Annotated in this window: 28 protein-coding genes; 8 read left to right on the top strand and 20 right to left on the bottom strand. The window is 70.7% G+C overall.

Annotated elements, in window-relative coordinates; translation table 11 throughout:
- Window positions 1-146 precede the first annotated feature (146 nt).
- Window positions 147-1712 (bottom strand): molybdopterin-dependent oxidoreductase, encoded by a 1566-nt coding sequence (locus tag GV015_RS03830; RefSeq protein ID WP_159876691.1) that lies wholly within the window; start codon window positions 1710-1712, stop codon window positions 147-149.
- A gap of 90 nt (window positions 1713-1802) precedes the next feature.
- Here GV015_RS03830 and moaA point away from each other — a divergent pair, with 90 nt between their 5' ends.
- Both moaA and GV015_RS03840 read left to right on the top strand, forming a co-directional pair.
- Window positions 1803-2870: a GTP 3',8-cyclase MoaA gene (moaA, locus tag GV015_RS03835; protein WP_064293946.1), complete on the top strand. Its 1068-nt coding sequence runs from the start codon at window positions 1803-1805 to the stop codon at window positions 2868-2870.
- Window positions 2863-3120 carry a MoaD/ThiS family protein gene (locus tag GV015_RS03840; RefSeq protein ID WP_079704425.1) on the top strand — a complete coding sequence of 86 codons (258 nt, stop codon included), beginning with the start codon at window positions 2863-2865 and terminating at the stop codon, window positions 3118-3120. The genes moaA and GV015_RS03840 overlap by 8 nt, the downstream gene beginning before the upstream one ends.
- Here GV015_RS03840 and GV015_RS03845 read toward each other — a convergent pair.
- The 3 genes from GV015_RS03845 to GV015_RS03855 are packed head-to-tail and all read right to left on the bottom strand — an operon-like array spanning window position 3117 to window position 6806.
- A complete protein-coding gene (locus GV015_RS03845) occupies window positions 3117-3584 on the bottom strand; it encodes a BLUF domain-containing protein (protein WP_159876694.1) in 468 nt (155 codons plus the stop codon). The genes GV015_RS03840 and GV015_RS03845 overlap by 4 nt on opposite strands.
- A 37-nt stretch (window positions 3585-3621) precedes the next feature.
- The gene (locus GV015_RS03850; protein WP_137242844.1) at window positions 3622-4164 is read right to left on the bottom strand and encodes a hypothetical protein; all 543 of its coding nucleotides are present in this window, start codon (window positions 4162-4164) and stop codon (window positions 3622-3624) included.
- A gap of 35 nt (window positions 4165-4199) precedes the next feature.
- Complete coding sequence (locus GV015_RS03855; protein WP_159876697.1) at window positions 4200-6806, bottom strand: excinuclease ABC subunit UvrA; 2607 nt, start codon at window positions 6804-6806, stop codon at window positions 4200-4202.
- A gap of 93 nt (window positions 6807-6899) precedes the next feature.
- On the opposite strand from GV015_RS03855, the gene GV015_RS03860 reads away from it, so the two are divergent.
- On the top strand, window positions 6900-7466 hold the full coding sequence (locus GV015_RS03860; protein ID WP_159876699.1) for a dihydrofolate reductase family protein: 567 nt from the start codon (window positions 6900-6902) through the stop codon (window positions 7464-7466).
- Between the two features lie 73 nt (window positions 7467-7539).
- Here GV015_RS03860 and GV015_RS03865 read toward each other — a convergent pair whose 3' ends face one another.
- The 13 genes from GV015_RS03865 to GV015_RS03925 form a co-directional block, all read right to left on the bottom strand.
- On the bottom strand, window positions 7540-7968 hold the full coding sequence (locus GV015_RS03865) for a molybdenum cofactor biosynthesis protein MoaE (protein ID WP_056011786.1): 429 nt from the start codon (window positions 7966-7968) through the stop codon (window positions 7540-7542).
- Window positions 7961-8944, bottom strand: a complete 984-nt coding sequence (moaCB, locus tag GV015_RS03870; RefSeq protein ID WP_137242840.1) for a bifunctional molybdenum cofactor biosynthesis protein MoaC/MoaB — start codon at window positions 8942-8944, stop codon at window positions 7961-7963. Before moaCB ends, GV015_RS03865 begins: the two co-directional genes overlap by 8 nt.
- Window positions 8941-10176, bottom strand: coding sequence for a gephyrin-like molybdotransferase Glp (gene glp / locus GV015_RS03875; protein WP_159876702.1), 1236 nt, complete (start codon window positions 10174-10176; stop codon window positions 8941-8943). The genes moaCB and glp overlap by 4 nt, the downstream gene beginning before the upstream one ends.
- A gap of 58 nt (window positions 10177-10234) precedes the next feature.
- A complete protein-coding gene (locus tag GV015_RS03880) occupies window positions 10235-11374 on the bottom strand; it encodes a ThiF family adenylyltransferase (protein WP_159876705.1) in 1140 nt (379 codons plus the stop codon).
- Between the two features lie 37 nt (window positions 11375-11411).
- Window positions 11412-11789, bottom strand: coding sequence for a VOC family protein (locus GV015_RS03885; RefSeq protein ID WP_071261898.1), 378 nt, complete (start codon window positions 11787-11789; stop codon window positions 11412-11414).
- A gap of 51 nt (window positions 11790-11840) precedes the next feature.
- Complete coding sequence (locus tag GV015_RS19255; RefSeq protein WP_201299346.1) at window positions 11841-12395, bottom strand: TetR/AcrR family transcriptional regulator; 555 nt, start codon at window positions 12393-12395, stop codon at window positions 11841-11843.
- Between the two features lie 22 nt (window positions 12396-12417).
- Complete coding sequence (locus tag GV015_RS03895) at window positions 12418-13254, bottom strand: alpha/beta fold hydrolase (protein ID WP_124767925.1); 837 nt, start codon at window positions 13252-13254, stop codon at window positions 12418-12420.
- 66 nt (window positions 13255-13320) lie between these two features.
- Window positions 13321-13851: a PspC domain-containing protein gene (locus tag GV015_RS03900; protein WP_201299347.1), complete on the bottom strand. Its 531-nt coding sequence runs from the start codon at window positions 13849-13851 to the stop codon at window positions 13321-13323.
- Between the two features lies 1 nt (window position 13852).
- Complete coding sequence (locus GV015_RS03905; protein WP_159876711.1) at window positions 13853-14176, bottom strand: PadR family transcriptional regulator; 324 nt, start codon at window positions 14174-14176, stop codon at window positions 13853-13855.
- Between the two features lie 40 nt (window positions 14177-14216).
- Window positions 14217-14474: a DUF6510 family protein gene (locus GV015_RS03910; RefSeq protein WP_159876713.1), complete on the bottom strand. Its 258-nt coding sequence runs from the start codon at window positions 14472-14474 to the stop codon at window positions 14217-14219.
- Window positions 14474-15202 (bottom strand): ferredoxin reductase, encoded by a 729-nt coding sequence (locus GV015_RS03915; RefSeq protein WP_139382348.1) that lies wholly within the window; start codon window positions 15200-15202, stop codon window positions 14474-14476. Before GV015_RS03915 ends, GV015_RS03910 begins: the two co-directional genes overlap by 1 nt.
- Complete coding sequence (locus tag GV015_RS03920) at window positions 15199-15792, bottom strand: sulfite oxidase-like oxidoreductase (RefSeq protein ID WP_086472594.1); 594 nt, start codon at window positions 15790-15792, stop codon at window positions 15199-15201. Before GV015_RS03920 ends, GV015_RS03915 begins: the two co-directional genes overlap by 4 nt.
- 89 nt (window positions 15793-15881) lie before the next feature.
- Entirely contained in the window at window positions 15882-16577 is a 696-nt protein-coding gene (locus tag GV015_RS03925) for an HAD hydrolase-like protein (RefSeq protein ID WP_194599907.1), read from the bottom strand.
- Between the two features lie 100 nt (window positions 16578-16677).
- On the opposite strand from GV015_RS03925, the gene GV015_RS03930 reads away from it, so the two are divergent.
- Complete coding sequence (locus GV015_RS03930; protein ID WP_201299348.1) at window positions 16678-17559, top strand: sugar phosphate isomerase/epimerase; 882 nt, start codon at window positions 16678-16680, stop codon at window positions 17557-17559.
- A complete protein-coding gene (locus GV015_RS03935; RefSeq protein ID WP_159876715.1) occupies window positions 17556-18608 on the top strand; it encodes a Gfo/Idh/MocA family protein in 1053 nt (350 codons plus the stop codon). The genes GV015_RS03930 and GV015_RS03935 overlap by 4 nt, the downstream gene beginning before the upstream one ends.
- 28 nt (window positions 18609-18636) lie before the next feature.
- Here the strand turns inward: GV015_RS03935 and GV015_RS03940 are convergent, their stop codons facing one another.
- Window positions 18637-19851 (bottom strand): ROK family transcriptional regulator, encoded by a 1215-nt coding sequence (locus GV015_RS03940; RefSeq protein WP_236555319.1) that lies wholly within the window; start codon window positions 19849-19851, stop codon window positions 18637-18639.
- Between the two features lie 142 nt (window positions 19852-19993).
- Between GV015_RS03940 and GV015_RS03945 the strand changes: the two genes are divergently transcribed.
- The 3 genes from GV015_RS03945 (at window position 19994) to GV015_RS03955 (ending at window position 22960) form a co-directional block, all read left to right on the top strand.
- On the top strand, window positions 19994-21493 hold the full coding sequence (locus GV015_RS03945) for a glycoside hydrolase family 36 protein (RefSeq protein WP_159876717.1): 1500 nt from the start codon (window positions 19994-19996) through the stop codon (window positions 21491-21493).
- Between the two features lie 95 nt (window positions 21494-21588).
- Window positions 21589-22578, top strand: a complete 990-nt coding sequence (locus GV015_RS03950; protein WP_159876719.1) for a helix-turn-helix transcriptional regulator — start codon at window positions 21589-21591, stop codon at window positions 22576-22578.
- 4 nt (window positions 22579-22582) lie between these two features.
- Window positions 22583-22960, top strand: a complete 378-nt coding sequence (locus GV015_RS03955; protein WP_159876721.1) for a RidA family protein — start codon at window positions 22583-22585, stop codon at window positions 22958-22960.
- A gap of 20 nt (window positions 22961-22980) precedes the next feature.
- Here the strand turns inward: GV015_RS03955 and GV015_RS03960 are convergent, their stop codons facing one another.
- Both GV015_RS03960 and GV015_RS03965 read right to left on the bottom strand, forming a co-directional pair.
- A complete protein-coding gene (locus GV015_RS03960; RefSeq protein WP_159876723.1) occupies window positions 22981-23505 on the bottom strand; it encodes a GrpB family protein in 525 nt (174 codons plus the stop codon).
- A 62-nt stretch (window positions 23506-23567) separates the two neighbouring features.
- Window positions 23568-24638 carry a LacI family DNA-binding transcriptional regulator gene (locus GV015_RS03965; protein WP_159876725.1) on the bottom strand — a complete coding sequence of 357 codons (1071 nt, stop codon included), beginning with the start codon at window positions 24636-24638 and terminating at the stop codon, window positions 23568-23570.
- Window positions 24639-24722 lie beyond the last annotated feature (84 nt).

The following is a 24722-nucleotide window of genomic DNA, read 5'->3' on the forward strand; positions in this document are numbered from 1 at the left end:
GGTGACGAGGTGGAGCGGGCCTGGCGCGAGACCAGTGCTTCGGTCGGCGGCGCAGCCGGACAGGAGCGTGAGGGACGTGCCCGAGTGACGATACTCCGCACCGGTGACACGGTGGTGTCCCGGTTCGGAATCGTGATGATCTCGGGTCAGTCGACGCCGACGGAGATGGTGTGCCAGCCCTCCGCGCCGTCGGGGACGACGTCGACGGGGGTCTCGCTCTGCGTCTTGCCCGCGGCGTCGGTCGCGCGAACGGCGATGGTGTGGTCGCCGGCCGGGGCGTCCCACTGGAGGACCCACTGCACCCAGGTGTCGTCGGAGATGGCGGTCGCGAGCGTCGTGTCGAGCCAGTCGCCGTCGTCGATCCGGACCTGGACCCGGTTCACGCCCGTGTGCTGCGCCCAGGCGACGCCGGCGATCGCGACGTTCCCCGCCGCGACACGTCCACCGTTGCGGGGTACGTCGATGCGCGACTCCGTCTTGATGGGCCCGCGCTCGGACCAGCCGCGGTCGGTCCAGTAGGCCCGGGCGTCCGCGTAGCGGGTCACCTCCAGCTCGACGACCCACTTCGTGGCGGAGACGTAGCCGTACAGGCCCGGGACGACCATGCGCACCGGGAAGCCGTGCTGCAGCGGGAGCGGTTGCCCGTTCATCCCGACGGCGAGGAGGCTGTCGCGATCCTCGTCCTGCAGGACCTCGAGCGGAGTGCCGGCGGTGAACCCGTCGATGCTCCGCGACAGGACCATGTCGGCTCCGGCCTTGGGCTTTGCGCGGGCGAGCAACTCGCGGATCGGGTACCCGAGCCAGAGCGCGTTGCCGATGAGGTCGCCGCCGACGGGGTTCGATACGCAGGTCAGCGTGATGATCGACTCCTGGAGCGGGAGGGCGAGGAGTTCCTCGAACCCGATCTCGACCTCCTGCTCGACCATGCCGGTGATCTTGAGGCTCCAGGTCGAGGGGTCGATGTTCGGCACCTGGAGGGCCGTGTCGATCCGGTAGAAGGAGTCGTTCGCCGACACGACCGGGGTGAGTCCGTCGATGCCGAGTTCGGCTCCGGCGGGGACCGGCGGTGCGGCGACGGCGGCCGTCGGGAGCTTGAGCGCCTTCCGGATGGTCTCAACGGCGACCGCTCCGGCCGAGGCGACGCGCGTGCCGACGCCGACGACGAGTGCGCCGACCGCGGTGCCGCCGAGCAGGACGAGGAAGGAGCGCCGGGGGAGTTCGGCCCGCGAGGCGCCGATGACCGGCCGGGCTTCATCCGCGACCGTCGCGTCGTCCCAGGTGCGGAGCCGGGTCACGAGCAGTCGCAGGACGAGGATGCCGACCGCGGTACCGACGACGCTCGGGAACGCCCAGTCGAGGCCCGCGTCCGCGCGGGTGATCGCTGCGACGACCGCGACGACACCGACGAGCGCGAGCGCGATGCTGCCGACCACCGGGCGACGCTCCTCGAGGATCCCGATCCCGACGGCGAGGGCCGCGACCAGGACGCCGAGCACGATGAGCAGCACGAGCTTGTCGTTGGTGCCGAACAGGGCGATGACGAGGTCCTTCACCCAACCGGGCACGAGGTCGATCACGAGGGAACCCACAGCGAGCAGCGGCGAGCTCGCGGGGGCGACGAAGGCTGCGACGGCCTCGGCCGACCCGAGGGTGGCGACGGCTGCGACGACGCCGGACGCACCGGCGAGCAGGGTGCGGCGGCGGGGCTCCATGTCCGTCATGCTACGCGCGCCCGCTGGGCGTTCCTCCCCGAAGCGGCTCTAGAGGGGCAAGTCGGCCGTCCATCCCCGTACCCTGGGGGGATGACCACAGTCGGGCTCGGAATCCCACGCATCGGGTCGCCGCTCAGGCACATCCCGGACGCTGCCGGACGCCCCGACGTCGACGGCCTCATCGACCGCTTCGGCAGGGTCGCCCGCGACCTCCGGGTGTCGATCACGGAGAAGTGCTCGCTGCGCTGCACGTACTGCATGCCCGAGCAGGGTCTCCCCGCGATCGCCCGCGACGACCTGCTGACGCCCACCGAGATCGGTCGCCTCGTCGAGATCGCCGTCCGCGACCTCGGGGTGCACGACATCCGCTTCACGGGTGGCGAGCCGCTCATGCGCCCCGACCTCGCGGAGATCATCGCCCGCAGCTCCGCGGTCGCCGGCGACGCCTCGATCTCCATGACGACGAACGGCATCGGACTCGACAAGCGGGTCGACGAGCTCGTGGCCGCCGGGCTCACCCGCGTGAACATCTCCCTCGACACCGTCGACCGCGACCACTTCGCGCGACTCACGCGCCGCGACCGCCTCCCGGCCGTCCTGGCCGGCATCGAGGCCGCCAAGCGCGCCGGGCTGACGCCGCTCAAGATCAACGCCGTCCTCATGCGCGACACGCTCGACGGCGCGGTCGCCCTCCTCTCCTGGGCGATCGAGAACGGGTGCCGTCTCCGCTTCATCGAGCAGATGCCGCTCGACGCCGACGAGGCATGGGTGCGGGAGAACATGGTCGACGCGGCCGAGTTGCTCGACGTCCTCGGCTCCCGCTTCACGCTCACTGCCCCGCATCGCGAGGACCCCTCCGCTCCCGCCGAGGAGTGGCTCGTCGACGGCGGCCCGGCCACGGTCGGCATCATCGCCTCGGTCACGCGCTCGTTCTGCGACGACTGCGACCGCACGCGGCTCACGGCCGAGGGGACGATCCGCTCCTGCCTCTTCGGCGACGATGAGACCGACCTTCGGGGCATGTTGCGTTCGGGCGTCGAGGACGTCGAGATCGCGGATCGCTGGCGCGCGGCGATGTGGCACAAGCAGGCCGGGCACCGCATCGCGTCGCCCGACTTCGTCCGTCCGGAGCGGAGCATGGGAGCGATCGGTGGCTGAGACGACGACGCTGCAGGTGCTCGTGCGCTACTTCGCCGCTGCCGAGGAGGCCGCCGGCGTCCCCGAGGAGTCCTTGCCGGCGGTCGCGACGGTCGGCGAACTGAAGTCCGTGCTGCTCGAGCGCTACGGCGACGCGATGGCGAAGGTCCTCGCGTCCGGTTCCTTCCTCGTCGACGGCGTCGTCAGTCGCGACGACACCCGTCCGCTCGGCGCCCGGGTCGACGTCCTCCCACCCTTCGCCGGCGGCTAGGACGGGGACGTCGCTGAGCGACGACGCTCGGCGAGGGCGCGGGTCGCGCGGTGTTGGAACCATCGCAGGAGGTCCAGGATGCGATGGCGCCGTGCATCCGATTCGTCCTCGTGCGACGCGCGGTAGCCGGGGATCGAATCAGCCGGGTAGTCGTCGAGGTTCTCGCAGCGCATGGTCCAGTCCGGGAACCGCCGGTAGTCGATCTCCTCTTCGACCAGGACCCGCAGCTCGCTGTGTCGGGTGTCCTCGCGCAACCGCTGCAGCACGTGGCGCACGGCCGTAGGAGGCCCTTCGATCACCTGGAAGAAGTCGTCGCCGCGCACGGCGAGCATGCCGGTGAGGCCGGAGCGTCCGTTGTTGTCGCGGGACTGCCGGAGGATCGCTTCGAGGGCGGTCTGGGTCAGCGGCGCAGCGGAGGTGCTCACGTAGGTCACGGAGAGGAACGCGGATTCGGGCTGCGTCATACTCCGTGACCTTACACGTCAGGTGTCGGATAGGGGCTCATCGCGAAGCCTGCCAGGCGCGACGGGCCACCCCGGCCGACCGGAACATCAGGATGAGCGAGCAGATCGCTCCGACGACGGTCGCCAGGAACGCCACGAGCGCGAGCATCTGGAGCAGTTCGCCGACCGATGACGACCGGCCGACGTACGGCGGGATCTCGTCGGACACGGTGTTCCCGACGCCGAAGCCGGCGACGAACATGGCCAGGAGACCGAGCCACACGAGCATGGATCCGAGTGTCGCGACGTGGACCCAGTGTGTGCCGAGCCGGCCGCGCCATCCGAAGTGGGTGAACACCAGAATGGCTGTGAGGCCGAGCAGGAACGCGATCGCGACACCGACGAGGCCGACGGTCAGGGTGGTGGGCGCGAACACCCCGTAGATCGCCTCGAGGCCGTAGGAGTCGTCCGTCATCGCGAGCGGCGCCCAGATGAGTTCCTCGATGGGAGCCAGCACCAGCATCGACGTCGCGGCGACCGCCCAGACGACGACGGCGATGCGCTGAGCGCGGAGGTCACGGCGTGCATCGGTCGTCTGCATGGACTCCACGCTAGGCGCTCCGGGTCGGTGGGACGTCACCCCGCCGATGCCTCCTCCGGTGACGGTGCGGCACCGAGCAACGCCAGTCGCTTCGCCAGGTAGGGCGCGGTGCGGCTGTCGGGGTCTGCGGCGACGGTGTCCGGGGTGCCCGCGGACACGATGCGCCCACCAGCGTCGCCGCCCGACGGTCCGAGGTCGATCACCCAGTCGGCCGCCGCGACGACGTCCATCTCGTGCTCGACCACGACGACGGTGTCGCCGGAGTCGACGAGCGCGTTCAGCTGCGCCAGCAGACGACGGACGTCCGCCGGGTGGAGGCCGGTCGTCGGCTCGTCGAGGAGGTAGAGGGTGTGACCGCGTCGCACCCGCTGGAGTTCCGTCGCGAGTTTGATGCGCTGCGCCTCACCGCCCGACAGCTCGGTGGCCGGCTGGCCGAGCCGCAGGTACCCCAGGCCGACCTCGAGCAGGGTGCGGAGGCTCCGTGCCGCCGCCGGGACGGCCGCGAGGAACTCGGCCGCCTGCTCGACGGTGAGTGCGAGGACGTCTGCGATCGACTTCCCGTCGTAGGTGACTTCGAGGGTCTCGGCGTTGTACCGAGCGCCGTCACAGGTCGGGCACTTCCCGTAGCTGCCGGGGAGGAACAGCAGTTCGACCGACACGAAGCCTTCGCCGAGGCAGGTCTCGCACCGACCTCCCGCGACATTGAACGAGAAGCGGCCGGCCGTGTACCCGCGCTCGCGGGCGAGGTCCGTGGCGGCGAAGGCCCCGCGGACGGCGTCGAACAGTCCGGTGTAGGTCGCCAGGTTCGACCGCGGTGTGCGTCCGATGGGCTTCTGGTCGACCCGGACGAGACGGTCCACGTGCTCGAGCCCGCGCGCCCGGCGGACGGTGAGCGTGTCGGCGTGTCCGTCCGGCACAGTCGCCTCCGCCAGGCCGGAACCCTCGGCCGCATCGGTCTCGGCGGGCACCTCGTCGTCGTCTGCGACGTCGTCCGCACCCCGACCGTCTGCGCGCAGGTGGTCGCGCACGACGTCGCGGAGGACGCGGCTCACGAGGGTCGACTTGCCGGAACCCGAGACACCGGTGACGGCGACGAAGGTCCCGAGGGGGATCGAGGCGTCGACGCCGGCGAGGTTGTGGAGCGTGATGCCCTCCACCTCGAGCCAGTCGCGCGCCTCACGGAGTGCTCGTCGCTCGGGAGCCGGACCGTGCTGTTCGGGGAAGAGGAACGGGCGGGTCGCCGAGGCCTCGACCTCGGCGAGACCCTCGACGGCCCCGCTGTAGAGCACGTCGCCGCCACCCTCGCCCGCACCGGGGCCGACGTCGACGATCCAGTCCGCGTTCCGGACGACGTCCATGTTGTGCTCGACGACATAGACCGAGTTGCCCGAGCGCTTCAGCTGTTCCAGCACCTCGAGGAGGGGCTCAGCGTCGGCCGGGTGCAGACCCGCTGACGGTTCGTCGAGGACGTAGACCACGCCGAAGAGCCCGGAGCGCAGCTGGGTCGCGAGCCGGAGCCGCTGCATCTCGCCTGGGGAGAGCGTGGTCGTCACGCGCCCGAGGCCGAGGTAGCCGAGTCCGAGGTCGGTGAGCACGCGGATGCGCGCGAGGAGGTCGGTCGTGATGGCGACGGCGACGTCGGTGCGCTCGCCGGAGAGCGTGGTCGGGAGCGCGGGCGCCGCGTCGGTCAGCTCCGTGGTGGGGCGGATGACCTCGGCGAGTTCCGTCATCGGCAGGGCGTTGAGCTCGGCGATCGTGCGGCCGGCGAAGGTGACCGCGAGCGCCTCGCGGCGGAGTCCCGTGCCGTGGCAGAGCGGGCACGGACCCGAGCGCACGAACTGCAGCACTTTGTTCCGCATCATCTGGCTCTTGGAGTCGGACAGGGTGTGGAAGACGTACTGCTTGGCGCTCCAGAACATGCCGTTGTACGGCTTTGCGACGCGGTCGCGTTGCGGCGTGATCTGCACGACCGGCTGCTCCTCGGTGAAGAGGATCCAGTCGCGGTCCTCCTGGTCGAGCTCCCGCCAGGGGCGGTCGACGTCGTATCCGAGCGCGATGGTGATGTCGCGGAGGTTCTTCGCCTGCCAGGCGCCCGGCCACGCGGCGATCGCGCCCTCGCGGATGCTCAGCGACGGGTCGGGCACGAGGGAGTCCTCGGTGACCGTGTGTGCGACGCCGATGCCGTGGCACTCCGGGCAGGCGCCGACGGCGGTGTTGGGGGAGAAGGCGTCCGAGTCGAGCCGGGTCGTGAACCCCTCGGGGAAGGTGCCGGCGCGCGAGAAGAGCATGCGGAGCGAGTTCGAGAGGGTCGTCACCGTGCCGACGCTGGAGCGCGAGCTGGGGGCGCCGCGACGCTGCTGCAGGGCGACCGCCGGTGGCAGACCGGAGATCGAGTCGACGTGCGGGTCATGACCCTGCTGGATCAGCCGCCTGGCGTACGGTGCGACGGACTCGAGGTACCGCCGTTGTGCCTCGGTGAAGATGGTGCCGAACGCGAGCGACGACTTGCCCGAGCCGGAGACCCCGGTGAAGGCGACGATCGCATCGCGCGGTACGTCGACGTCCACGTTGCGGAGGTTGTTCTCGTTGGCTCCCCGGACGCGGACGAACGGGTCGGATGCTTCGGGGGCGTGTTCGGGCATCAGATCACCCTACGTCGCCGCGGTCTGGTGGGCGACCGGTTGACGTGCCCCGCCCGATGCGCGATGTCGGTGGTGGACGGCAGGATCGTCCTCATGACTCGTGAACGTTCCTGGCACGGCTGTGTCTTCATCGGCGTGAGCCTCGACGGTTACATCGCAAAGCCCGACGGCGACCTCGGCTGGCTCACGGAGCTCGAGCCGCGGGGGCATGCCGCGGATGCGCCGAGGAGGCACCCGGCGCTCGACTGGGATTCGTTCTTCCCGACGATCGACACCCTCGTGATGGGACGCACCACCTACGACACCGTCCTCGGCTTCGGTGAGTGGCCGTTCGACGGCAAGCGGGTCGTCGTGCTGAGCACCACGCTCGAGGCCGGGGACGACCGCATCACGGTCGCCGGGTCGGTCGACGAGGCGGCCGCCCTGCTCGACGAGGCCGGGGCCGGCCGCGTCTACATCGACGGCGGCAGGACCATCCAGGCGTTCCTCGGTGCTGGCCTCGTCGACGAGATCACCGTGTCGGTCGCGCCGGTGCTCATCGGCTCGGGCGCCCGCCTCTTCGGCGACCTCGACGCCGACGTCCGCCTGCGACTCCGCGGCACCCATGCGACGCGCGAGGACGGGCTCGTGCGCATCACCTACGACGTGCTGCCGCGCTGACAGCTCGATTCGCCCCGAATGGTCGCCTCCGCTTCGTGCGTGCGACCACTCGGGGCGAATCGAGGACGGGCCGCTACAGGCCGACCCACTCCGTCTCGCCGTCGGCCAGGTGTTGGCGCTTCCAGATGGGGACGGTGCGCTTGATCTCCTCGACCAGGCGCTCGCAGGCGGCGAAGGCCTCGGCACGGTGCGCGGCGGCGACGGCGGCCACGAGCGCCAGGTCGCCGACGACGAGCGACCCGACGCGGTGCGCTGCCGCCACTCGGAGGCCGGTCTCCGCGGCGACCGTCCGGCAGCAGTCCTCGAGGAATCGCTGGGCATCGGGATGGGCGCGGTAGTCGAGGGCGTCGACCGCCTCGCCGTGGTCGTGGTCGCGCACGATGCCTCGGAAGGCGACGAGGGCGCCGTTGGCGGGCGCCGCGACGAAGTCCTCGATCGCATGCGCGTCGAGGGGCGACTCAGAGATGAGTGCGAGGACCTCGGGAACCGTCGACTCACTCATGCGCGCCACCTCCGGCGATCTGGGCGACGAGGTGGTCGAGCAGGCCGTCGAGGACCGCGAGTCCGTCCTTCACGCCGCCGGTCGATCCGGGCAGGTTCACCACGACGGTGCCGCCGGAGACCCCTGCGAGTCCGCGACTGAGCGCCGCGGTCGGGGTCTTGGTCGACCCGAGGGTGCGGATCGCCTCCGCGATGCCGGGCAGCTCGCGGTCGAGGTGGGGCCGCGTCGCCTCCGGGGTGCGGTCGCTCGGCGAGAGGCCGGTGCCGCCCGTCGTGATGAGCACCGCGGGCGCGGCGTCCAGGGCTGCCGCGATCGCGAGGTGCACGTCGGCGTCGGACACGACCGTCACCGCATCGACCGCGTAGTCGTGCTCGGACAGCCACGCGGAGATGCGCGGCCCCGTGAGGTCCTCGCGCGTGCCGGCCGCGCCGGCGGTCGACGCGACGATGACGGCCGCGGTTCGCGGGCGGACCGTTCGTCCCGCCGGCGCCTCGACCGGATCCACCGCATCCGGCGTCCAGTTCCCGCGCTTGCCGCCGGACTTCTCCAGCAGCCGGATGTCGCCGAGGACCGATGCCGGGTCGACGGCCTTGACCATGTCGTGCAGGGTCAGGCCGGCGATCGACGCGGCCGTCAGAGCCTCCATCTCGACCCCGGTCTGGCCGGTGGTCTTCGCCGTCGCGGTGATGACGATGGAGTCCTCGGTGAAGGCGAAGTCGAGGCTCACGGACGACAGCGCGAGCTGGTGGCACAGCGGGATGAGCTCGCTCGTCCGCTTGGCCCCCGCGATCCCCGCGATGCGAGCGGTCGCGATGACGTCCGCTTTCGGCAGGCCGTCCGCTTGAACGAGCGCGATCACGTCTGGTCGGGTGGTGAAGGTCGCGGTCGCCGTCGCGACCCGCTTCGTCGTGGCCTTGTCGCCGACATCGACCATGCGTGCGCGGCCGTCGTCGTCGAGGTGTGTGAGCCCGGTCATAGTGCCCATGCTTCCACAGCGTCACCGGCGTCGAGCTCGAGCGTGTCCTCCGGGATCACGATCAGCACGTCGGAGGCCGCGAGCCCGGCGACCAGGTGCGAGCCGGGGCCCGCGACCGGTTCGACCCGGCCATCGTCTCGTCGGCGTCCGCGGAGGAACTGGCGCTTGCCGGGCACCGAACGCACGGCGACCTCGAGTTCGGCCGGTGCGCGTGTCGCCTGCGGCAGCCCGGCGACCCGGCGGAGGACCGGAGCGACGAAGACCTCGAACGAGAGCTGGGTGCTCACCGGGTTGCCGGGGAACGCGATGATCGGGACGCCCCGGTGGGCCCCGAGCGCCTGTGGTCCGCCGGGCTGCATCGCGACCGAACCGATCCAGCCACCCAGCGGACCGAGGACGTCACGGACGACCTCGTGCTCACCCATGGAGATCCCGCCGGAGGTGAGGATGAGATCGACCTCGCCGTGGAGGTCGTCGAGCAGGGCGAGCAGGACGTCGGCATCGTCGACGACGCGCGCACGGGCGTTGACCTCGGCCCCGGCTGCGACGACGGCGGCCGCCAGCGCGGTCCCGTTGGAGTCGAAGGTCTGGCCGAGCGTCGGCGTCTCGCCGGGTTCGACGAGTTCGGCACCGGTCGTGACGATCGCGACCCGCACCCGCCGACGCACCTCGACGGTCGTGATCCCGGCCGCAGCCAACACGGCGAGGTGTCGTGAAGCGAGGCGCACGCCGGCCGGCAGCAGCTCCTCGCCGGCGCGGACGTCGCTCCCGCGTTCCCGGACGAACAGCCCCACCGGGCGCTCGCCACCGCCGCGCGCAGGACCGAGGAGGACGGTCTCGACACCGTCCGGATCCGTCTCGACCTCGCTCTCCTCGACCGGCACGACGACGTCCGCACCCGGCGGAACGACCGCGCCCGTCATGATGCGCACCGAGGTCCCCGCCTCGAGCGGCGCGGGGTCGATCGGGCGCGCGGCGATCTCGCCCACCACCCGCAGTCGCGTCTCATCGCCCGTGAGGTCTGCCGCCCGAACCGCGAAGCCGTCCATCTGCGAGTTGCGGAACAGCGGCAGGTCGACCGGTGACGGCACCGCCACCGCCGTCACCCGAGCTGCGGCCTCGTCGATCGGCACGTGCTCGGCGCCGGTGTCGGTCACGTCGTCGAGGAGGGCTGCGACGTCGGCGGCGTGTTGCTCGACGGTCTTCCGACTCGTGGGCGCTGGCGTCGTCATGGTGGTTCCCGTCGTCGAGGTCGGTCGGTGGGGTTGCACGGGGTGTTCGGAGCCGCGGTCAGTAGCGGGGGACGGTCGGATCCACGAGCCGCGACCACGCGTCGATGCCGCCCTCGAGATGGACGGCCGAGTAGCCGCGCTCGAGGAGCAGGCGAAGCGCGGACTCGGATCTGATGCCGTGGTGGCAGTAGACGACCACGGGCGTCTCGGGGTCGAGCCCGTGGAGCGTCTCGGGGAGCGAGCCGAGCGGCATCAGCGTCGAACCGGGCAACCGGGCGATCTCCGCCTCCCACGGCTCCCGGACGTCGAGCAGGACGGCCTCATCGTCGCTCGCCGCGAGCTGCGGTGCGGTGATCGTGCGGCCGCCGTGTCGCGGCTCGTGCGGGGCTGCCGCTGCGGCGCTCGCCGCGTCCCCTCCTGGCGTCCGATGCAGATGCTCATCGAGCGACACCTGCCGGGCGCCCGCGGGGTCGCGCTCGTACCGGAGTTCGCGGAACCCGCCGCTCAGCCCGTCGAACATCGTCACCCGGCCGAGCGAGAGGGTCCCGACCCCGGTGAGCACCTTGATCGCCTCGGTGGCCATGATGGACCCGATGACCCCGACCGTGGTGGGCAGGACGCCGCCGGCCTCGCAGGAGAGCACCGAACCGTCCGTCGGCGGGTGGGGGAAGAGGTCGCGGTAGCGCGGGCCGCGAGACGACCAGCTGAGTCCAGCCTGCCCGCCGTACTGCGAGACCGCACCCCAGACGAGTGGGACGTCGGCGAGCGTCGCGGCGTCGTCGACCAGGTAACGGGTCTCGAAGTTGTCGCTGCCGTCGATGACGAGGTCGATCTCCGCGTCGGCCAGGAGGCCCATGATCTCGCCGGGTCCGAGGCGGAGGCGGTGCCTGAGGATCGTCGCATCGGTGTTGACGGCGAGGGCGCGGTCCGCGGCGGAGTCGACCTTCGGACGGCCGACGTCCGCGGTGCTGTGGACGGTCTGCCGATGCAGGTTGCTGAGCTCGACCGTGTCGTCGTCCACCAGGTGGATCGCGCCGTCACCGGAACCGACACCGGCAGCGGCAAGCGCCGGGATGACGATGCTGCCGAGGCCGCCGGCGCCGACGATCAGCACCCGCGCATCGGCGAGACGCTGCTGCGCCGCTGGTCCGAACCCGGGGAGGGCGAGCTGCCTGGCGTACCGCGCGGTCGAGGACATGCGCCGATTATCCCACCGGCACCGTGCCCGTCGGCCCTCAGACCGGCTTGACGGGCGTGCGCAGGAGGCAGAAAGCGTTGCCCTCAGGATCGGCGAGGACGTGCCACGACTCGTCGCCCGTCTGCCCGATGTCCGTCGGGCGCGCTCCGAGGGCCAACAGGCGCTCGAGTTCGGCGTCCTGGTCGCCGTCGGTCGGGCTGACGTCGATGTGGAGCTTCGACTTCGGCTGCGGCGGGTCGTCGCTGCGGCTGAGGATGATGGTCGGCTGCGATCCACCGAAGCCGTCCCGCGCTCCGATCTCCACCCCGTCCTCGTCTCGGTCGAGCACGACGAAGTCGAGGACCTCGCACCAGAAGCGGGCGAGCGCTTCCGGATCGCGGCAGTCCAGGACGAGTTCACTGATGCGGCATGACATGAGGGCACGCTACCCCGCACGCGTCGTGCAGCGGAACCCGTTGCGGATCGGCTAGGACTCGTCCCCAGCGGTCTCGGCCCAACGGGTCAGGGTGATCACGAAGCCACGGACGAGGCGGTCGAAGCTCCGGTCGAGGTCGCGGTCGAGGCCGAAGGAGCCCGCCGCCTCGAGCGAGACGAAGCCGTGCAGGGTGGAGCGGAACGCGCGGATCGCGTCGATGGCGTCGTCGCCGCAGAGCTCGTAGGCCGTGAGGACGTCGCTGATGACCTGGATGGCGCCGAGCGATGCCGCCGCGTCCTCCTCATCCTCCGGCCCGGCGATCCACTGCGCGGCCGTATATCGTGCCGGGTGCTCCAGGGCCCACTCCCGGTAGGCGCCGGCCATCACCGTGATCGCATCCGCGCCCGAACGGCCGACGGCGGCGCGCAGCAGGACGTCGCCGAGCTCGCCCTTCGCTTGGAGGGAGATGCTCCGGCGGAGTCCGGCGAGCGAGTCGAGGTGCTTGTAGAGCGAGGGCTGCCGGACGCCGAGCCGTTCGGCGAGGGCGGCGAGGGTCAGTCCCTCGAGCCCGACCTCGTCGGCGAGTTCAGCCGCTTCGTCCACCACGCGCGCGCGGCTGAGTCCCGCCCTAGGCACGGTGCAGCGCCGACTGGAGGAAGCCGAGGACGGCCTGCGAGGTGACCTCGGGCTGCTGGGCCTGCGGGTAATGGCCGGCGTCCTCGACGAGGACGACCTCCGCCTGCAGGGTGTCGCCGATCCAGCGGGCCTCTCCTGCGGGGTCGGGGAAGTCGGGGTCCTTGGTGCCCATGATCACGAGCGTCGGAGCGCTCACGCCGGGGAGCGCAGCCTCGGCCGGGGCATGGTCGGTCTGTCTGGTCGTCTGCGAGAAGGCCTTGCCGTAGGCGGGGCGACGCAGGCTCGCGAAGACGTCGGCGAGGTAGTCGTCGAAGTCGACCGGCTTCCGGCCCGCATTCAGCGTGGGGAGGTAGGCCTTCCAGACCCGTGCGATCCACAGCGGAGCCATCATGGCGCGGAAGACCGCCTGCATGACGGCGCCCGCCTTCGGGTTGCGGACGAAGGGCCCGACGAGGACGAGACCGGACACGTCCTCCGGGTGCTCGGCGGCGACGATCACGCCCGCGCCGGCAGCGAGGGAGTTCCCGATGACGACGGCTGGGGCACCCAGGTCGCGGATGAGGGCGTGGATGTCCGAGGCGGTCGCGACGTCGCCGTACGAGGAGAACGTCGTGTCGCTGTCGCCGTGACCACGGAGGTCGGTGGAGGCGACGCGGTACCCGGCCTGGACGAGCGCGGGAGCGAGGAAGCGGTAGGAGGAGCGGAGCTCGCCCATTCCCGGGACGAGGACGACGAGCGGGCCGTCGCCCTGGATCTCGTAGGCGATCTTGCCCTCGGGACGGTCGAGGTAGCGGGTGGCAGGCCCTGTCGATGCCGGGTTCGTGTTCATGAAGCTAGTCTGCATTGCCGTTTGGCTAATGTCAATAGCTTTGATGGATCGTCTGTCGGGGCAACCTCATCGACTCGGCGCTGGCGCCGCGCACTGGCGCCGATACTCGGCGACCGTGTCGACCTTCGGCAGGATGAGGAGCAGTGCCAGGTAGACCAGGCCGGCGGTCCCGCCCGTGAAGAGGAGGAGGAAGAGGGCGACGGTGCGGACCCAGTCCACGCGGAAGTCGCCGTACATGGCGATGCCGGCGCACAGGCCGCCGAACCAGCTCCCTTCCCCGATGCGACAGAAGAATCGACCGCGAGCGGGATAGGCGAGGATCCGGATCGGCGGTGCTTCCTGCTCGACAGTGCCCGTCTCCGCGAGGATGCTCGCGAGCTGCTCGTCGTCGATCGCGGCGCCAGGGGTTGCCGGCATCGATCGCAGGCGGTCTCCGAGTGTCGTCTCGAGGTCGCGTACGGTCTCGTCCGCATCGGGGTCGGTGCCGAGTGCGGCGCGGGTGTTCGACAGGTAGCGGAGCAGGTGGGCGTGGGCGGCGGCCGTCAGCGGGATCGTCTCCGCATGCCCACTCAGGCTCATGTGGTGGATCTGTTCCATGTCAGTGTCCGATCGTCGTGATCATGTCGGTGAGGGAGGACCAATAGGTGCGGAAGTCCAGGAGCTGCACTCGTCCGGCCTCGGTCAGGGAGAGGTACTTGCGAGGTGGACCGGACGTGGACTCCTGCCAGTCGTGTGCCAGGAGGTCTTCGCGTCGGAGCTTGTTCAGGAGGGGATAGAGCGTGGCTTCCTGGACGGGGAAGCCGGCTTCGCGGAGCGCCGTCGCGATCTCGCCCGCGTAGCGTCGCTGATGCTCGACCGAAGCGAGCACGAGCGGTTCGAGCATGCCTCGGCGGAGTGCCGCGAGCTTGCTATCTGGTTCCATGCCGGTACTGTAACACGACTCGGTACCGTGCGAGATGCGGTCAGCCGAGGTTCGTCCACCAGCGGACGCCGTCGAGGGTGACGCGCGTGGTCTCCTCGTGATGGAGGACGACGAGCAGGACGTCGTCGCAGTGCCGACAGCGAACCACCCACGCGTCTGGGGTGCCGAACACCAGCTCCGCGGCGAGGGGCGAGACGTCGCGGCACCCGAGGCACTGCGACATCGTGCCGCTCGGGTCGGTGCCGGTCAGCTCCGACAGGGTTCCGGCGAGGACGTTCCCGTCCAGATGCGAGGTCATCACGCGCCTCCGAACCGCTCGGTCTTGATGCGGGCCGGATCATGGCCGATCGCGACCAGGGTGTCGGCGACCGCCTCGACGAAGCCGGTCGGTCCGCAGACGAACACCGACGGGGCCTCGCCGCCGGTGGACTCGAGCGCCTGCAGGTCGGCCGCGACCAGACGGCCGGCGGGACGAGGCCAGCCGTCGGGTGCTCGCCGGGTGTAGATCCAGGTGACCTCGACCCCGGTCGCCGCAGCGAGCTCGTCGGCGAAGAAGGCGTCCTGCGGTGAGCGGACCGAGTACACGAGTCGGAACGGCGTCGTGCTCCCGGCCGCCTCGTGCGCTCGCACCATCGCCATGAGCGGCACGATGCCCGAACCTCCGCCGATCAGGAGGACCGGCTCCGTGTCCTCAGGGCGCCAGACGAACCAGCCGCCCAGTGGTCCACGCACCTCGACCTGGTCGCCGACCTCGATCGCGTCGACGAGGAAGGGTGAGACCTCGCCGTCGGGGACCCGGTCGACGGCGATCTCGATGCGGTCACCGGCGTCGGCCGAGGCGATCGAGTAGGAGCGGACCGCCTGGTAGCCGTCGGGTGCGGTGAGGCGGACGTCGGCGTGCTGCCCGGCGAGGTTCCCACCCCAGCCCGGGGCGTCCAGGATGAGGCTCCGCCCCGATGGGGTCAGCTGCGTCGCCGTGACCACGGTGGCCGGCTTCCAGACGTCGACATGGTTCGTGCGCCTCACGAGTACCGCTGTTCGAGCCAGGGATCACCGTAGGCGTGGTAGCCGTTCTGCTCCCAGAACCCCGGTTCGTCGTCCTGCTGCATGACGAGGCCGCGGATCCACTTCGCGCTCTTCCAGAAGTAGAGGTGCGGGATGAGAAGCCTCGCCGGGCCGCCGTGCTCCGCGGCGAGCGGCTCGCCGTCGAAGCCGGTGGCGATCCAGGCCTTGCCGTCCAGGAGGTCGTCGAGTGGGACGTTGGTCGTGTAACCGCCGTAGGAGTGGGCCATCACGAAGTCGTAGCCGCTCTCGACCTCGGCGAAGAGCGTGTCGAGGGAGACGCCCTGCCAGCTCGTGCCGAGCTTCGTCCACCGGGTCACGCAGTGGATGTCGCGGGTGATGTCGTCCTGCTGCAGGGCCTGCATGGCCGCCCAGTCCCAGCGGTGGGTCTCGCCCGTCTCCGTCCGGATCTGGAACTCCCACTCATCGGTGTCGATCCGCGGCGTGGGTCCGGCGGACAGGACCGGGAAGTCCTCGGTGAGGAACTGGCCTGGCGGGAGTCGGTCGTCCTGCTCCCGTGCCCGTCCTCCGAAACCGCGTGTGAACACCGCCATGTCGACCTCCTCAGGATGGTCATCACCCTAGTGAGCAGGTGTCGGTGAAGCCAGGCCCTCCTGGGGTCACCAAGTGGTTCCGGTCTCGCTCAGCCGGTGATGAGGTTCGACAGCGCGTCGATCGAGTGAACGACGGCGAGGGCGCCGGTGGCCTCTGCGGGCGAGCCGTAGCCCCACTCGACGAGGATCGTCGGGATCCCGTGCGCCGCTGCGCCCTCGATGTCGTGGAGGCGGTCGCCGACCAGTACGGTGCGGGACGTGTCGACGCCGGCGGCGGTGAGGCGCCGGAGGGCCTCACCGACGACGTCGGCCTTGCTGCTGCGAACCTCGTCCTCGGAGGCGCCCGTGACGACGGTGAAGTACTGGCTCAGGCCGAAGTGGTCGAGGATCGTGTTCGCCTGCGACTCGGGCTTCGAGGTCGCGAGCCCGATCGGGATCCCGGCCTCGGAGATGCGCGCGAGCAGTCCGGCGACGCCCGGGAACACCGCGGTGCCGACCTCGGCGCCCTCGATGGCGACCTGGCGACGGTACTCGGTGAGGGCGAGCTGCGACTGCAACGGGTCCATGTCCGCGAAGTCGCGGAAGGAGTCGAGCAGCGGCGGCCCGACCCAACGCAGCAGTGACTCGTCGGACGGGACGACGGCACCGACGTTCGCCAGGGTCGTCTTCATGCGGGAGATGATGCCGGGAGCCGAGTCCACGATCGTGCCGTCGAGGTCGAACAGCACGCAGGACCAGCTGCGGTGGAAGGACACGGTCGTACTCGCGAGGTAGAGATCGGTCACACGCTCCATCCTAGGGCGGCCCCTCCGGCTGCAAAGGGTTGTCAACCGGTTGCCAGAGTCGTAGGCTGACAGGACCGGCAGCCCGACTGCCTGGTTCCCGATGACGAGAACGAACGCGAAGGCGGAAGCGCACGTGAATGCACAACACCCGGTGAGCTGGACCCTGTCGGGCTTCGGAGACGAGATCGACGCCGACCCGACGACGCAGATCGCCGTGCTGGAGGCGCTCGGTGCATCGCACATCGAGGTCAGGAGCGCGTGGGGCGTCAACATCATCGACCTCGACGCCGACCAGCTCGCCCGACTCGATGCGCAGCTGCAGCGGTCCGGCATGGGCGTGTCCGCCATCGGATCGCCGATCGGCAAGGTCGACGTGGCCCTCGACGCCGAGCTGGAGGTCGCCCGCCTCGAGCGAGCGATCGCCGCTGCACATGCCCTCGGGACCCCCAACATCCGGATCTTCTCCTTCTTCCGCGGTGAGGGCGTGCCGGTGGAGGCCATCCGCGACGACGTCCTGGTCCGCATGCGCCTGCTCGCCGACCTGGCCGAGCGGGAGGGGGTCGTGCTCCTGCACGAGAACGAGAAGGACATCTACGGCGACGTCCCGGAGCGCATCCTCGACCTCGTCGAGTCGGTCGGATCACCGGCACTCCGTCTCGCCTGGGACAACGCGAACTTCGTCCAGGTGGGCGTCGCTCCGTTCGACGACGGCTACGCGATGCTGCGCCCCTACCTCGACTACCTGCAGGTCAAGGACGCGGTCGCCGCGAGCGGCCAGGTCGTGCCGTCCGGCGAGGGCGACGGGCAACTGCGTGAAACGCTCACGGCGTTGCGCGACGACGGCTACGCGGGGTTCGCCTCGCTCGAGCCGCACCTCGCCGACACCCACGCGCTCGGCGGCTTCTCGGGTCCCGCCTCGTTCGGCGTGGCCGCCCGGGCCTTCCGGAGGCTCACCGACGAGCTGGGGATCGAACTGCGATGAGCCGCAGGCCCGCACCCGTCCTCCGTCGCGTCGCCGTGGTCGGGTGCGGCGACATCTCCGCCCTCCACATCGCGGCGATCGGAACGGTGCCCGGTGCGCAGCTCGTGGCGGTGTGCGACGTCGACGCCGGCCGGCTCGATGCGGCGACGGCTGCGACGGGTGTCCCGGGCTTCACCGACCTCGATCGACTGTTCGAGGAGGCGCGACCCGACGTCGTCCACATCTGCACCCCGCACCACCTGCACGCCGACCAGGCGATCCGGGCGCTCGAGCGCGGGATCAGTGTCATCCTCGAGAAGCCCCTCGCCCACACGCGCAATGAGGCCGAACGGCTCCTGGCCGCGGCGGAGCACAGTCGCGCGAAGATCGCGGTGTGCTTCCAGAACCGCTACAACCAGCCGGCGGAGCGCGCCAAGGAACTCCTCGACTCGGGTGAGCTCGGCGCAGTGCTCGGCGCCTCGGCGGTCGTGCCGTGGCATCGGACGGCGGCCTACTACGAGGATCGCCCGTGGCGCGGTCGCTGGGAGACCGGCGGCGGTGGACTCCTCATGAACCAGGCGATCCACACGATCGACCTCGTGCAGTGGTTGGTCGGCGACCCGCTCGAGGCGACGGGGTCGATCGCCACCCGCGCGCTCGCCGAGGTGATCGAGGTCGAGGACACGGCCGAGCTGCGCATCGTGCACGCGGGTGGCGCGACGAGCACGGTCTACGCGACGGTCGCCGGGGTCGCGAACCTGCCCGTGACGATCGACGTCGTCTGCGCGTTGGGCACGCTGAGCTTGGGGGCCGAACTCACCGCACGCTTCGCCGATGGGCGCGTCGAGACCACCGTCGAGCGCGTGACCGCGAGCGGAGCGCGTGCCTACTGGGGCGTGTCCCACGAGCGGCTGATCCAGGACTTCTACGCGGGCCTCGACGAGCCGGGCGCCTTCTGGCTCCACCCCGCAGAAGCGCGGAAGGCGTTCGACGTGATCCAGGACGTCTACGACGCGGCGATCCCCGAGCGACGGTCGTCGGTCCTCGCCGCGCAGCTCGGCGGTCGCTGAGCCGTCACCCGCCGCGGGCTGTGACGGCTCAGGACGCTGCGGTCCGCTTGACGAGCAGCTGCGCTCCGTCCGGGTCGGGGAACCGCTCCACGTCTCGGACGGCCGTCTGCAGGACGGTGTCGAGGTGCTGGGACGCCAGGCTCACGCCACCCATCGCCACCGCCTCCGAACCCAGCGAGGAGACGACCACGTCCGGTGGCAGCGGGCAGATCTCGCCGAGGGTGCGGATGAAACGCGGCAGGAAGACGTCCGCGCCCGGAGCACTGCCGCCGCCGACCACGAGGAGTTCCGGATCGAGTGCGAGGACCATGGCCGCCGCGCCGGTGGCCAGGTCGTCCGCGAACTCGTCCATCGCCGTCAGGGCGATCCGATCACCGGCGCGAGCCGCGTCGAAGATCTCCTCGCGGGACGGCCGTGGTGAGCCGAGGACCGACTCGCCGTACCGCTCGTTCAGGCGGGACCACCGGAGTTCGGGCATCTCGCCGACGATCCCTGCCGCACCGTGCACGCCGCGATGCACCTTCCCGTCGACGATGGAGGCGGCGCTGGTGCGCACGCCGCAGAGGAGGTAGACGACGTCGCGGTGGCCCTGTGCCGCGCCGACGGTCAGTTCCGCGCGGGCACCGAGCGCGACGTCGCCCTCCACCAGGACGGCTCCGTCGAACTCCCGCTCGAACCGCTCGCGCAGGTTCAACCCGACCCAGTCCGGGAGTCCCGTCCCGCCGAAGTGCAGCACCTCGCCGTCCCGACCGATCGCGCCCGGGGATCCCACGGCGACGATCCACACCGACCCGCGGGTGAGGTCGAGGGTGCTGAGCACCGCATCGCCGGTCGCCAGCGCCAGGGTGATGCGCTCGGTCGCGCCCGTGTCCTCTGGGAGGCGAGCCGTGCGCTGGCCCAGGACGGCACCGGCGAGGTCGGTCACGACGGCGTGGATGTGGTTCGCGCCGATGTCGAGCGACAGGAGGTGGCCGAGTCCGGCCCGCACGCTGAAAGCGGTGGCGGGTCTGCCGATCCGGGACGCCGAGGCGCGTTCGACGGATTCGAGCCAGCCCATGTCGACGAGATCCGTCACGATCGCGTCGATGGCCGTGCGAGACAGCCCGGACGCGTCCGCCAGCTCCCGCAGGGTGAGTGACTGCGGGAGCAGGGCGCGCAGCACACCGAGCGAGTTCATCCTCCGGAGCAACGACCGACTGCCCATCGATCCGCCGGACGGCTCCACCATCGCCTCTCGAGGCATTCCCATTCCCCTCTTGCGACTTTTCACGGCACGTTGCAGTATTAACTCCGCCTCCCCGACTCTACCCGCGGCAGCCCCGCGGCGGCAGTCGGGAATCCCACGTCGACGCCGAGCGCGCGCCCACCCACACAGAAAGCCGGCCATGCTGCACACCTTCACCTTCGGTGACCTCCGCATCCCCGCGAACCTCGCCGGCGAACCGACCGCCACGAGCACGGGGTTCGTCGTGCCCGCCGGCCCGGTCGCGCTGCTCCACCCCTTCGGCGACACCGGCTTCTACCGGCACGGCTGGAACTCGTGGAGCCCGAGCGGGTGGACCACCACCGACGGCGAGACCATCGGCATCAAGAACAGCGCCGACCGGCTGCTCACCGCCGACGACGCGGTCAACGAGACCCCGCACCTCCACTCCGGCAGTGGTGTCGGTGCCATCGCCGGACCGGACGGCACCGTACTGCTCATCGGAACCCTCGGGCTCGGCAATCCCCGGGTCGGTGCCGACCGCAACACGATCTGGGCGCGGAGCGAGACCGACGAAGCCGAGTGGTTCGTCACGTTCGGACCGGAGCAGCAGGCCTTCGCCGACTACGCGGCGATCCTGTCCGAACGGCTCGGGCGGCGCTCGCAGCGCGCCGGTCGCGTCTGGAGCAGTTGGTACTCCTACTACGAGGGAATCGACGAGGGGCTGGTCGCCCGCACCGTGGCCGATCTCACCGGGTACCCCTTCGACGTGTTCCAGCTCGATGACGGCTGGGAGCCGGTCGTGGGCGACTGGACGGCCGGCCCGGACTTCCCGTCGGGCATGCAGGCGACCGCCGGTCGCATCGCCGAAGCCGGGTTCCGCCCGGGGCTCTGGCTCGCCCCGATGATCGCGCTTCCCGACTCCACGATCGCGCGGGAGCGCCCCGACCTCCTCGTGCAGGACGACGCCGGCCGAGCGCTTGCGACCGGCTACAACTGGAACTCCCACTACTACTCGCTCGACACCACCCAGCGGGAGGTGCAGGACCACCTCCGCGAGGTCTTCGAGCGCGTCACCGGGTGGGGCTTCAGCTACCTCAAGCTCGACTTCATGTACGCGGGCGCCGTCACCGGGCGGCGGCACCAGGACGTCCACCGTGAGACCGCCTACCGGGACGCGATCTCGTTCATCAGGGAGACCGTCGGCGACGACGTGTACCTGCTCGGCTGCGGCGTCCCGATGATCCCGTCCATCGGGGTGTTCGACGGCGCGCGCGTGGGGCCGGATGTCGGTCCGTTCTGGGACAACGCCGAACGGGTCGGCGATCCGTCGGGCGTCGGGGCCTGGAACTCCATCGTCGACTCCGTCAACCGCGTCTGGCTGAAGGACGTCTACGAGGTCGACCCCGACGCCGTCTACTTCCGCAGCGCTCGGAACCTCCTCGACCCCGTCGAACGTCGCATGCTCCAAGACGTCGCCGCCATCCTCGAGTTCAAGTCGACCTCCGACCCGGTGGTCTGGCTGCACGAGAGCGAACGCGCCGAACTCCGCCAGTACCTCACGGAGACGCCGACGGTCGAACAGACGGGGCGGTTCACGTTCCGCCTCGACGGCCGCGAGGTCGACCTGACTGCCGTCGTGGCGGGAGAGGCCCGCTCCGACACCTCGTACATCGGGTGACGCCTGGCGCTCGGCGGCGATCCGGCGTTATCCGATAAACGAACGCCGACCGCCCGGAAGTGGAGCTTTGGCACAGTCGTGGGATTCTGAGCAGGATGAGCGCGAAACCAGGGTCCGCGGAGCGGTTCGAGGCCGCGGGGAGCGACGTCGACGACGCTCGCGAGCTCTACCGCGAGGCCTACCGGATCGGCGGGATGACGGTCGAGCCGACCGCCGCCGAGTTCGGATACCGCTTCACCTCCACCGGCGACGACGACCTCTCCCTCCGTGCCTCGCAGGTCGAGGGACGGATCACGGGTGCGTCGTTCACCCAGGGTGAGTACGTGGTCTCCTGGATGACGCGTGGCGAAGGCGTCTCAGACCTGCTCGGCTCGCCGATGAAGTTCCTGCACGGGCAGCCGGCGATGTTCGCCAACGACCGCCCCGCGCAGTTCGACCTCATCGACTACCGGCTCAACATGATGCACTTCGGCGGCGCCTATCTCGAGGGTGTCGCGGGGGAGACCGAGGGGTCGGTGGGTCCGATCCGGTTCGACACGACGTTCCGCCCGTCGGGCGCGGGACTCCACCGATGGAACGCCTCCGTCGCGGCCGTCGCAGGGGTGGTCTACGACGACGACAGCCCGGCGCTCCTGCGCGCGGAGGCCAGGCGAGCGGCCGCGGTGTCGTTGCTCGAGACGTTCCCGCACCTCGCGCTCCGGCCGCCGACCGAGGTGGCCGTCACCGCCAGCGCTCGGACGCGGACCGCGGTGGAGTACCTCGTCGCGAACGCTCATCTGCCGATCCGCACCGAGGACGTCGCAGCGGCGGCCGGCATGAGCCTCCGCAGTCTGCAGTCGGCGTTCCGCCGGGAGTTCGACGTGACACCGGCCGACTACCTCCGCGCGGTCCGGCTCGACCGCGTCCGCGACGACCTGCGGGACGCCGACCCCGGACGGACGACGGTCGGTGACGTCGCCCGTCGGTGGGGGTTCGGTCATCTGGGGCGGTTCGCCGCCGGGTACTCGCGACGCTTCGGCGAGTACCCGAGTGCGACGCTGGCCTCGTCGAACACCATCGGAACCCGCCCGCGTTCCCTAGGCTGAGGCCATGACCCGATCCACCGTGACCGACCCGCACGCGCCCGAACCCGTCGGGCCGTACTCGCATGCGGCGTCCTGCCCGAGCGGGGCACTCCACCTTTCGGGGCAGACGCCCATCGACCCCTCGACCGGAACCCTCGTCGAGGGCGACGTCGCGGCACAGACCGAGCGGGTGTTCGCCAACCTCGAGTCGGTGCTGACGGCCGCCGGTCGAGGCTTCGGCGATGTCGTGAAGGTGAACGTGTACCTCGTCGACATGGCCGATTTCGCCGCGATGAACCGCGTCTACGAGACGGTCTTCTCGGCGCCCTACCCTGCGCGCACCACGGTCGCGGTCGTCGGGCTGCCGCTCGGCGCGCGCGTCGAGATCGAGCTCGTCGCCTGAGGACCACGCGAGGGGCGGCCCTACTTGTCCCAGGCCTCGGTCGGCGGCAGGCCCCGCGCGGTGCGTTCCTCGTTCAGCAGCGCTTCGATGAGCGGGAGTTTCGCCGCCGTGTAGGCGCGGCCCTCGTCGGTCCTGGCGAGCTCCAGCTTGAGCTCCTGATACCGGCGCCGAGCGGATGCGTCGTGCAGTAGCTTGTCTCGGAACAGCCGCTGGTTGCAGTGCTCCCACGCGTCTGGGCCGAACATGTGGAGGATGTGCGTGCGACGGGCTCGCTCTGAGCGGACGTACACGGCATGCGTCTTCGGTCCCGCGGCGTTCGGCTCGTACCCGAGCCCGGCCAGGAGCGGTCCGAGGGCGAACGGGTCGACGCCTGCCATCGCTCTCGCGGCGAGGTCGATGATCGGCTTGGCGACGAGACCAGGGACGGCGGTGCTCCCGATGTGCTCGATCGCGTCGATACGTCCGTCGAGGACGTCCGAGAGTCGCGCCGCCTCGTGTCGGAACGCCGTCGCCCACGCCGTCCGGTGCGGGCTCAGCTCGATCATCGGATCGAGCGTACCCCGCGGTCGGTCCCTGAGCCTGTCGAAGGGCTGGGTGACGCCCCGACTCAGTCCGTAGCCGGCGGCGGAGCGGTCGACTCGCGCATGATGAGCGTGGTCGCGAGGTCGGTGATGGTCGGGACGGCGGTGCCCCCGAGGTGCGCGAAGAGGGTCTGCACGGCGTAGGAGCCGGAGGCGATGTGCGGGCTGCGGATCGAGGTGAGTGCCGGTGTCGTGAAGTCCGAACCGAAGATGTCGTCGAAGCCGATGAGGCTCAGCTGGGTGGGCATCTCGACACCACGTGAGCGCAGCTCCAGCATGATGCCGATGGCCAGGAGGTCGTTGTACGCGAGGACCGCGGTGGCACCCGTCTCGAGCACAGCGGTGGCTGCCGCCCTGCCTGCGGCCATGTCGGGCTGCGTCGACGGAACCCGCACCGTCTCGATGCCGCGCTCCGCGCACAGCTCCCGTGTCCGGCTCCACCGATGCCGCGACATCCAGGACCGACCGGGGCCGGAGACGAACGCGAGCCTCCGGTGCCCGAGCTCGGCGAGATGGTCGATCGCCGCGGTGAGGCCCGGGTCGATGTCGGCGACGATGCTGTCGACGTCGTCGACCTGACGGTTGATCACGACGACGGGCTTCTCCTGGCCCAGCGCGCGCACGTCGTCGGGCAGAAGCCTCGAGGTCGCGAGGATGAGACCGTCGACCGACGGCATGAGCCGCCTGGCGGTCAGCAGCTCCATCTCCGCCGACTCCTTGAACTCCGCGAGCACGAGCGTGTAGTTGCGCTCGGCGGCCTCACGCTCCGCGCCGCGGACGACGTCGAAGAACATCGGGTTCGTGATGTCGGCGACGATGAGGCCGAGCGTGCCGGTGCGCCCGGTGGGGAGCGCTCGGGCGGCGGGGTTCGCGACGTAGTTGAGCTGCTTGGCGGCGTCGTGGATCTTCTGCGCCGTCTTCTCGTTGATGCGGCCAGGGCGGCTCAGCGCCCGCGAAACGGTCGACGGGTTGACGCCGGCGAGCTGTGCGATGTCGTAGATCGTCGCGGCACGTTTCGTCTTCGCGGCCCCTGCCGTGGGTTCGGGCGTTCCGGGCTCGGGAGCGACCGTCTCCGCGGATGCGTCAGAGGTGCTCATGGGGCCCGCTCCTCTCGATCGCCGCCCTCGGCGACCTGAGCCATCGTACTGCCGCGGCCTCGGCGTGCGGGCTCAGGCCGGCCT

It is taken from the genome of Plantibacter sp. T3 (assembly GCF_902506515.1).
GTDB lineage: Bacteria > Actinomycetota > Actinomycetes > Actinomycetales > Microbacteriaceae > Plantibacter > Plantibacter auratus.

Bases quoted from the DNA above. Each gene is read 5' to 3' on its own strand.
- GV015_RS03880 (WP_159876705.1), bottom strand. From the start codon at position 11,374: ATGTCCTCGACCGCGCGGTACGCCAGGCAGCTCGCCCTCCCCGGGTTC.
- GV015_RS03895 (WP_124767925.1), bottom strand. From the start codon at position 13,254: ATGAACACGAACCCGGCATCGACAGGGCCTGCCACCCGCTACCTCGAC.
- GV015_RS03845 (WP_159876694.1), bottom strand. From the start codon at position 3,584: ATGACGCAGCCCGAATCCGCGTTCCTCTCCGTGACCTACGTGAGCACC.
- GV015_RS03885 (WP_071261898.1), bottom strand. From the start codon at position 11,789: ATGTCATGCCGCATCAGTGAACTCGTCCTGGACTGCCGCGATCCGGAA.
- moaCB (WP_137242840.1), bottom strand. From the start codon at position 8,944: ATGACCGGGCTCACACACCTCGACGACGACGGCCGCGCACGCATGGTC.
- GV015_RS03855 (WP_159876697.1), bottom strand. From the start codon at position 6,806: ATGCCCGAACACGCCCCCGAAGCATCCGACCCGTTCGTCCGCGTCCGG.
- GV015_RS03865 (WP_056011786.1), bottom strand. From the start codon at position 7,968: ATGAGTGAGTCGACGGTTCCCGAGGTCCTCGCACTCATCTCTGAGTCG.
- GV015_RS03945 (WP_159876717.1), top strand. From the start codon at position 19,994: ATGCTGCACACCTTCACCTTCGGTGACCTCCGCATCCCCGCGAACCTC.
- GV015_RS03850 (WP_137242844.1), bottom strand. From the start codon at position 4,164: ATGCAGACGACCGATGCACGCCGTGACCTCCGCGCTCAGCGCATCGCC.
- glp (WP_159876702.1), bottom strand. From the start codon at position 10,176: ATGACGACGCCAGCGCCCACGAGTCGGAAGACCGTCGAGCAACACGCC.
- GV015_RS03950 (WP_159876719.1), top strand. From the start codon at position 21,589: ATGAGCGCGAAACCAGGGTCCGCGGAGCGGTTCGAGGCCGCGGGGAGC.
- GV015_RS03830 (WP_159876691.1), bottom strand. From the start codon at position 1,712: ATGGAGCCCCGCCGCCGCACCCTGCTCGCCGGTGCGTCCGGCGTCGTC.
- GV015_RS03935 (WP_159876715.1), top strand. From the start codon at position 17,556: ATGAGCCGCAGGCCCGCACCCGTCCTCCGTCGCGTCGCCGTGGTCGGG.
- GV015_RS03860 (WP_159876699.1), top strand. From the start codon at position 6,900: ATGACTCGTGAACGTTCCTGGCACGGCTGTGTCTTCATCGGCGTGAGC.
- GV015_RS03920 (WP_086472594.1), bottom strand. From the start codon at position 15,792: ATGGCGGTGTTCACACGCGGTTTCGGAGGACGGGCACGGGAGCAGGAC.
- GV015_RS03965 (WP_159876725.1), bottom strand. From the start codon at position 24,638: ATGAGCACCTCTGACGCATCCGCGGAGACGGTCGCTCCCGAGCCCGGA.
- GV015_RS03940 (WP_236555319.1), bottom strand. From the start codon at position 19,851: ATGCCTCGAGAGGCGATGGTGGAGCCGTCCGGCGGATCGATGGGCAGT.
- GV015_RS03905 (WP_159876711.1), bottom strand. From the start codon at position 14,176: ATGGAACCAGATAGCAAGCTCGCGGCACTCCGCCGAGGCATGCTCGAA.
- moaA (WP_064293946.1), top strand. From the start codon at position 1,803: ATGACCACAGTCGGGCTCGGAATCCCACGCATCGGGTCGCCGCTCAGG.
- GV015_RS03955 (WP_159876721.1), top strand. From the start codon at position 22,583: ATGACCCGATCCACCGTGACCGACCCGCACGCGCCCGAACCCGTCGGG.
- GV015_RS03910 (WP_159876713.1), bottom strand. From the start codon at position 14,474: ATGACCTCGCATCTGGACGGGAACGTCCTCGCCGGAACCCTGTCGGAG.
- GV015_RS03930 (WP_201299348.1), top strand. From the start codon at position 16,678: ATGACGAGAACGAACGCGAAGGCGGAAGCGCACGTGAATGCACAACAC.
- GV015_RS03900 (WP_201299347.1), bottom strand. From the start codon at position 13,851: ATGGAACAGATCCACCACATGAGCCTGAGTGGGCATGCGGAGACGATC.
- GV015_RS03960 (WP_159876723.1), bottom strand. From the start codon at position 23,505: ATGATCGAGCTGAGCCCGCACCGGACGGCGTGGGCGACGGCGTTCCGA.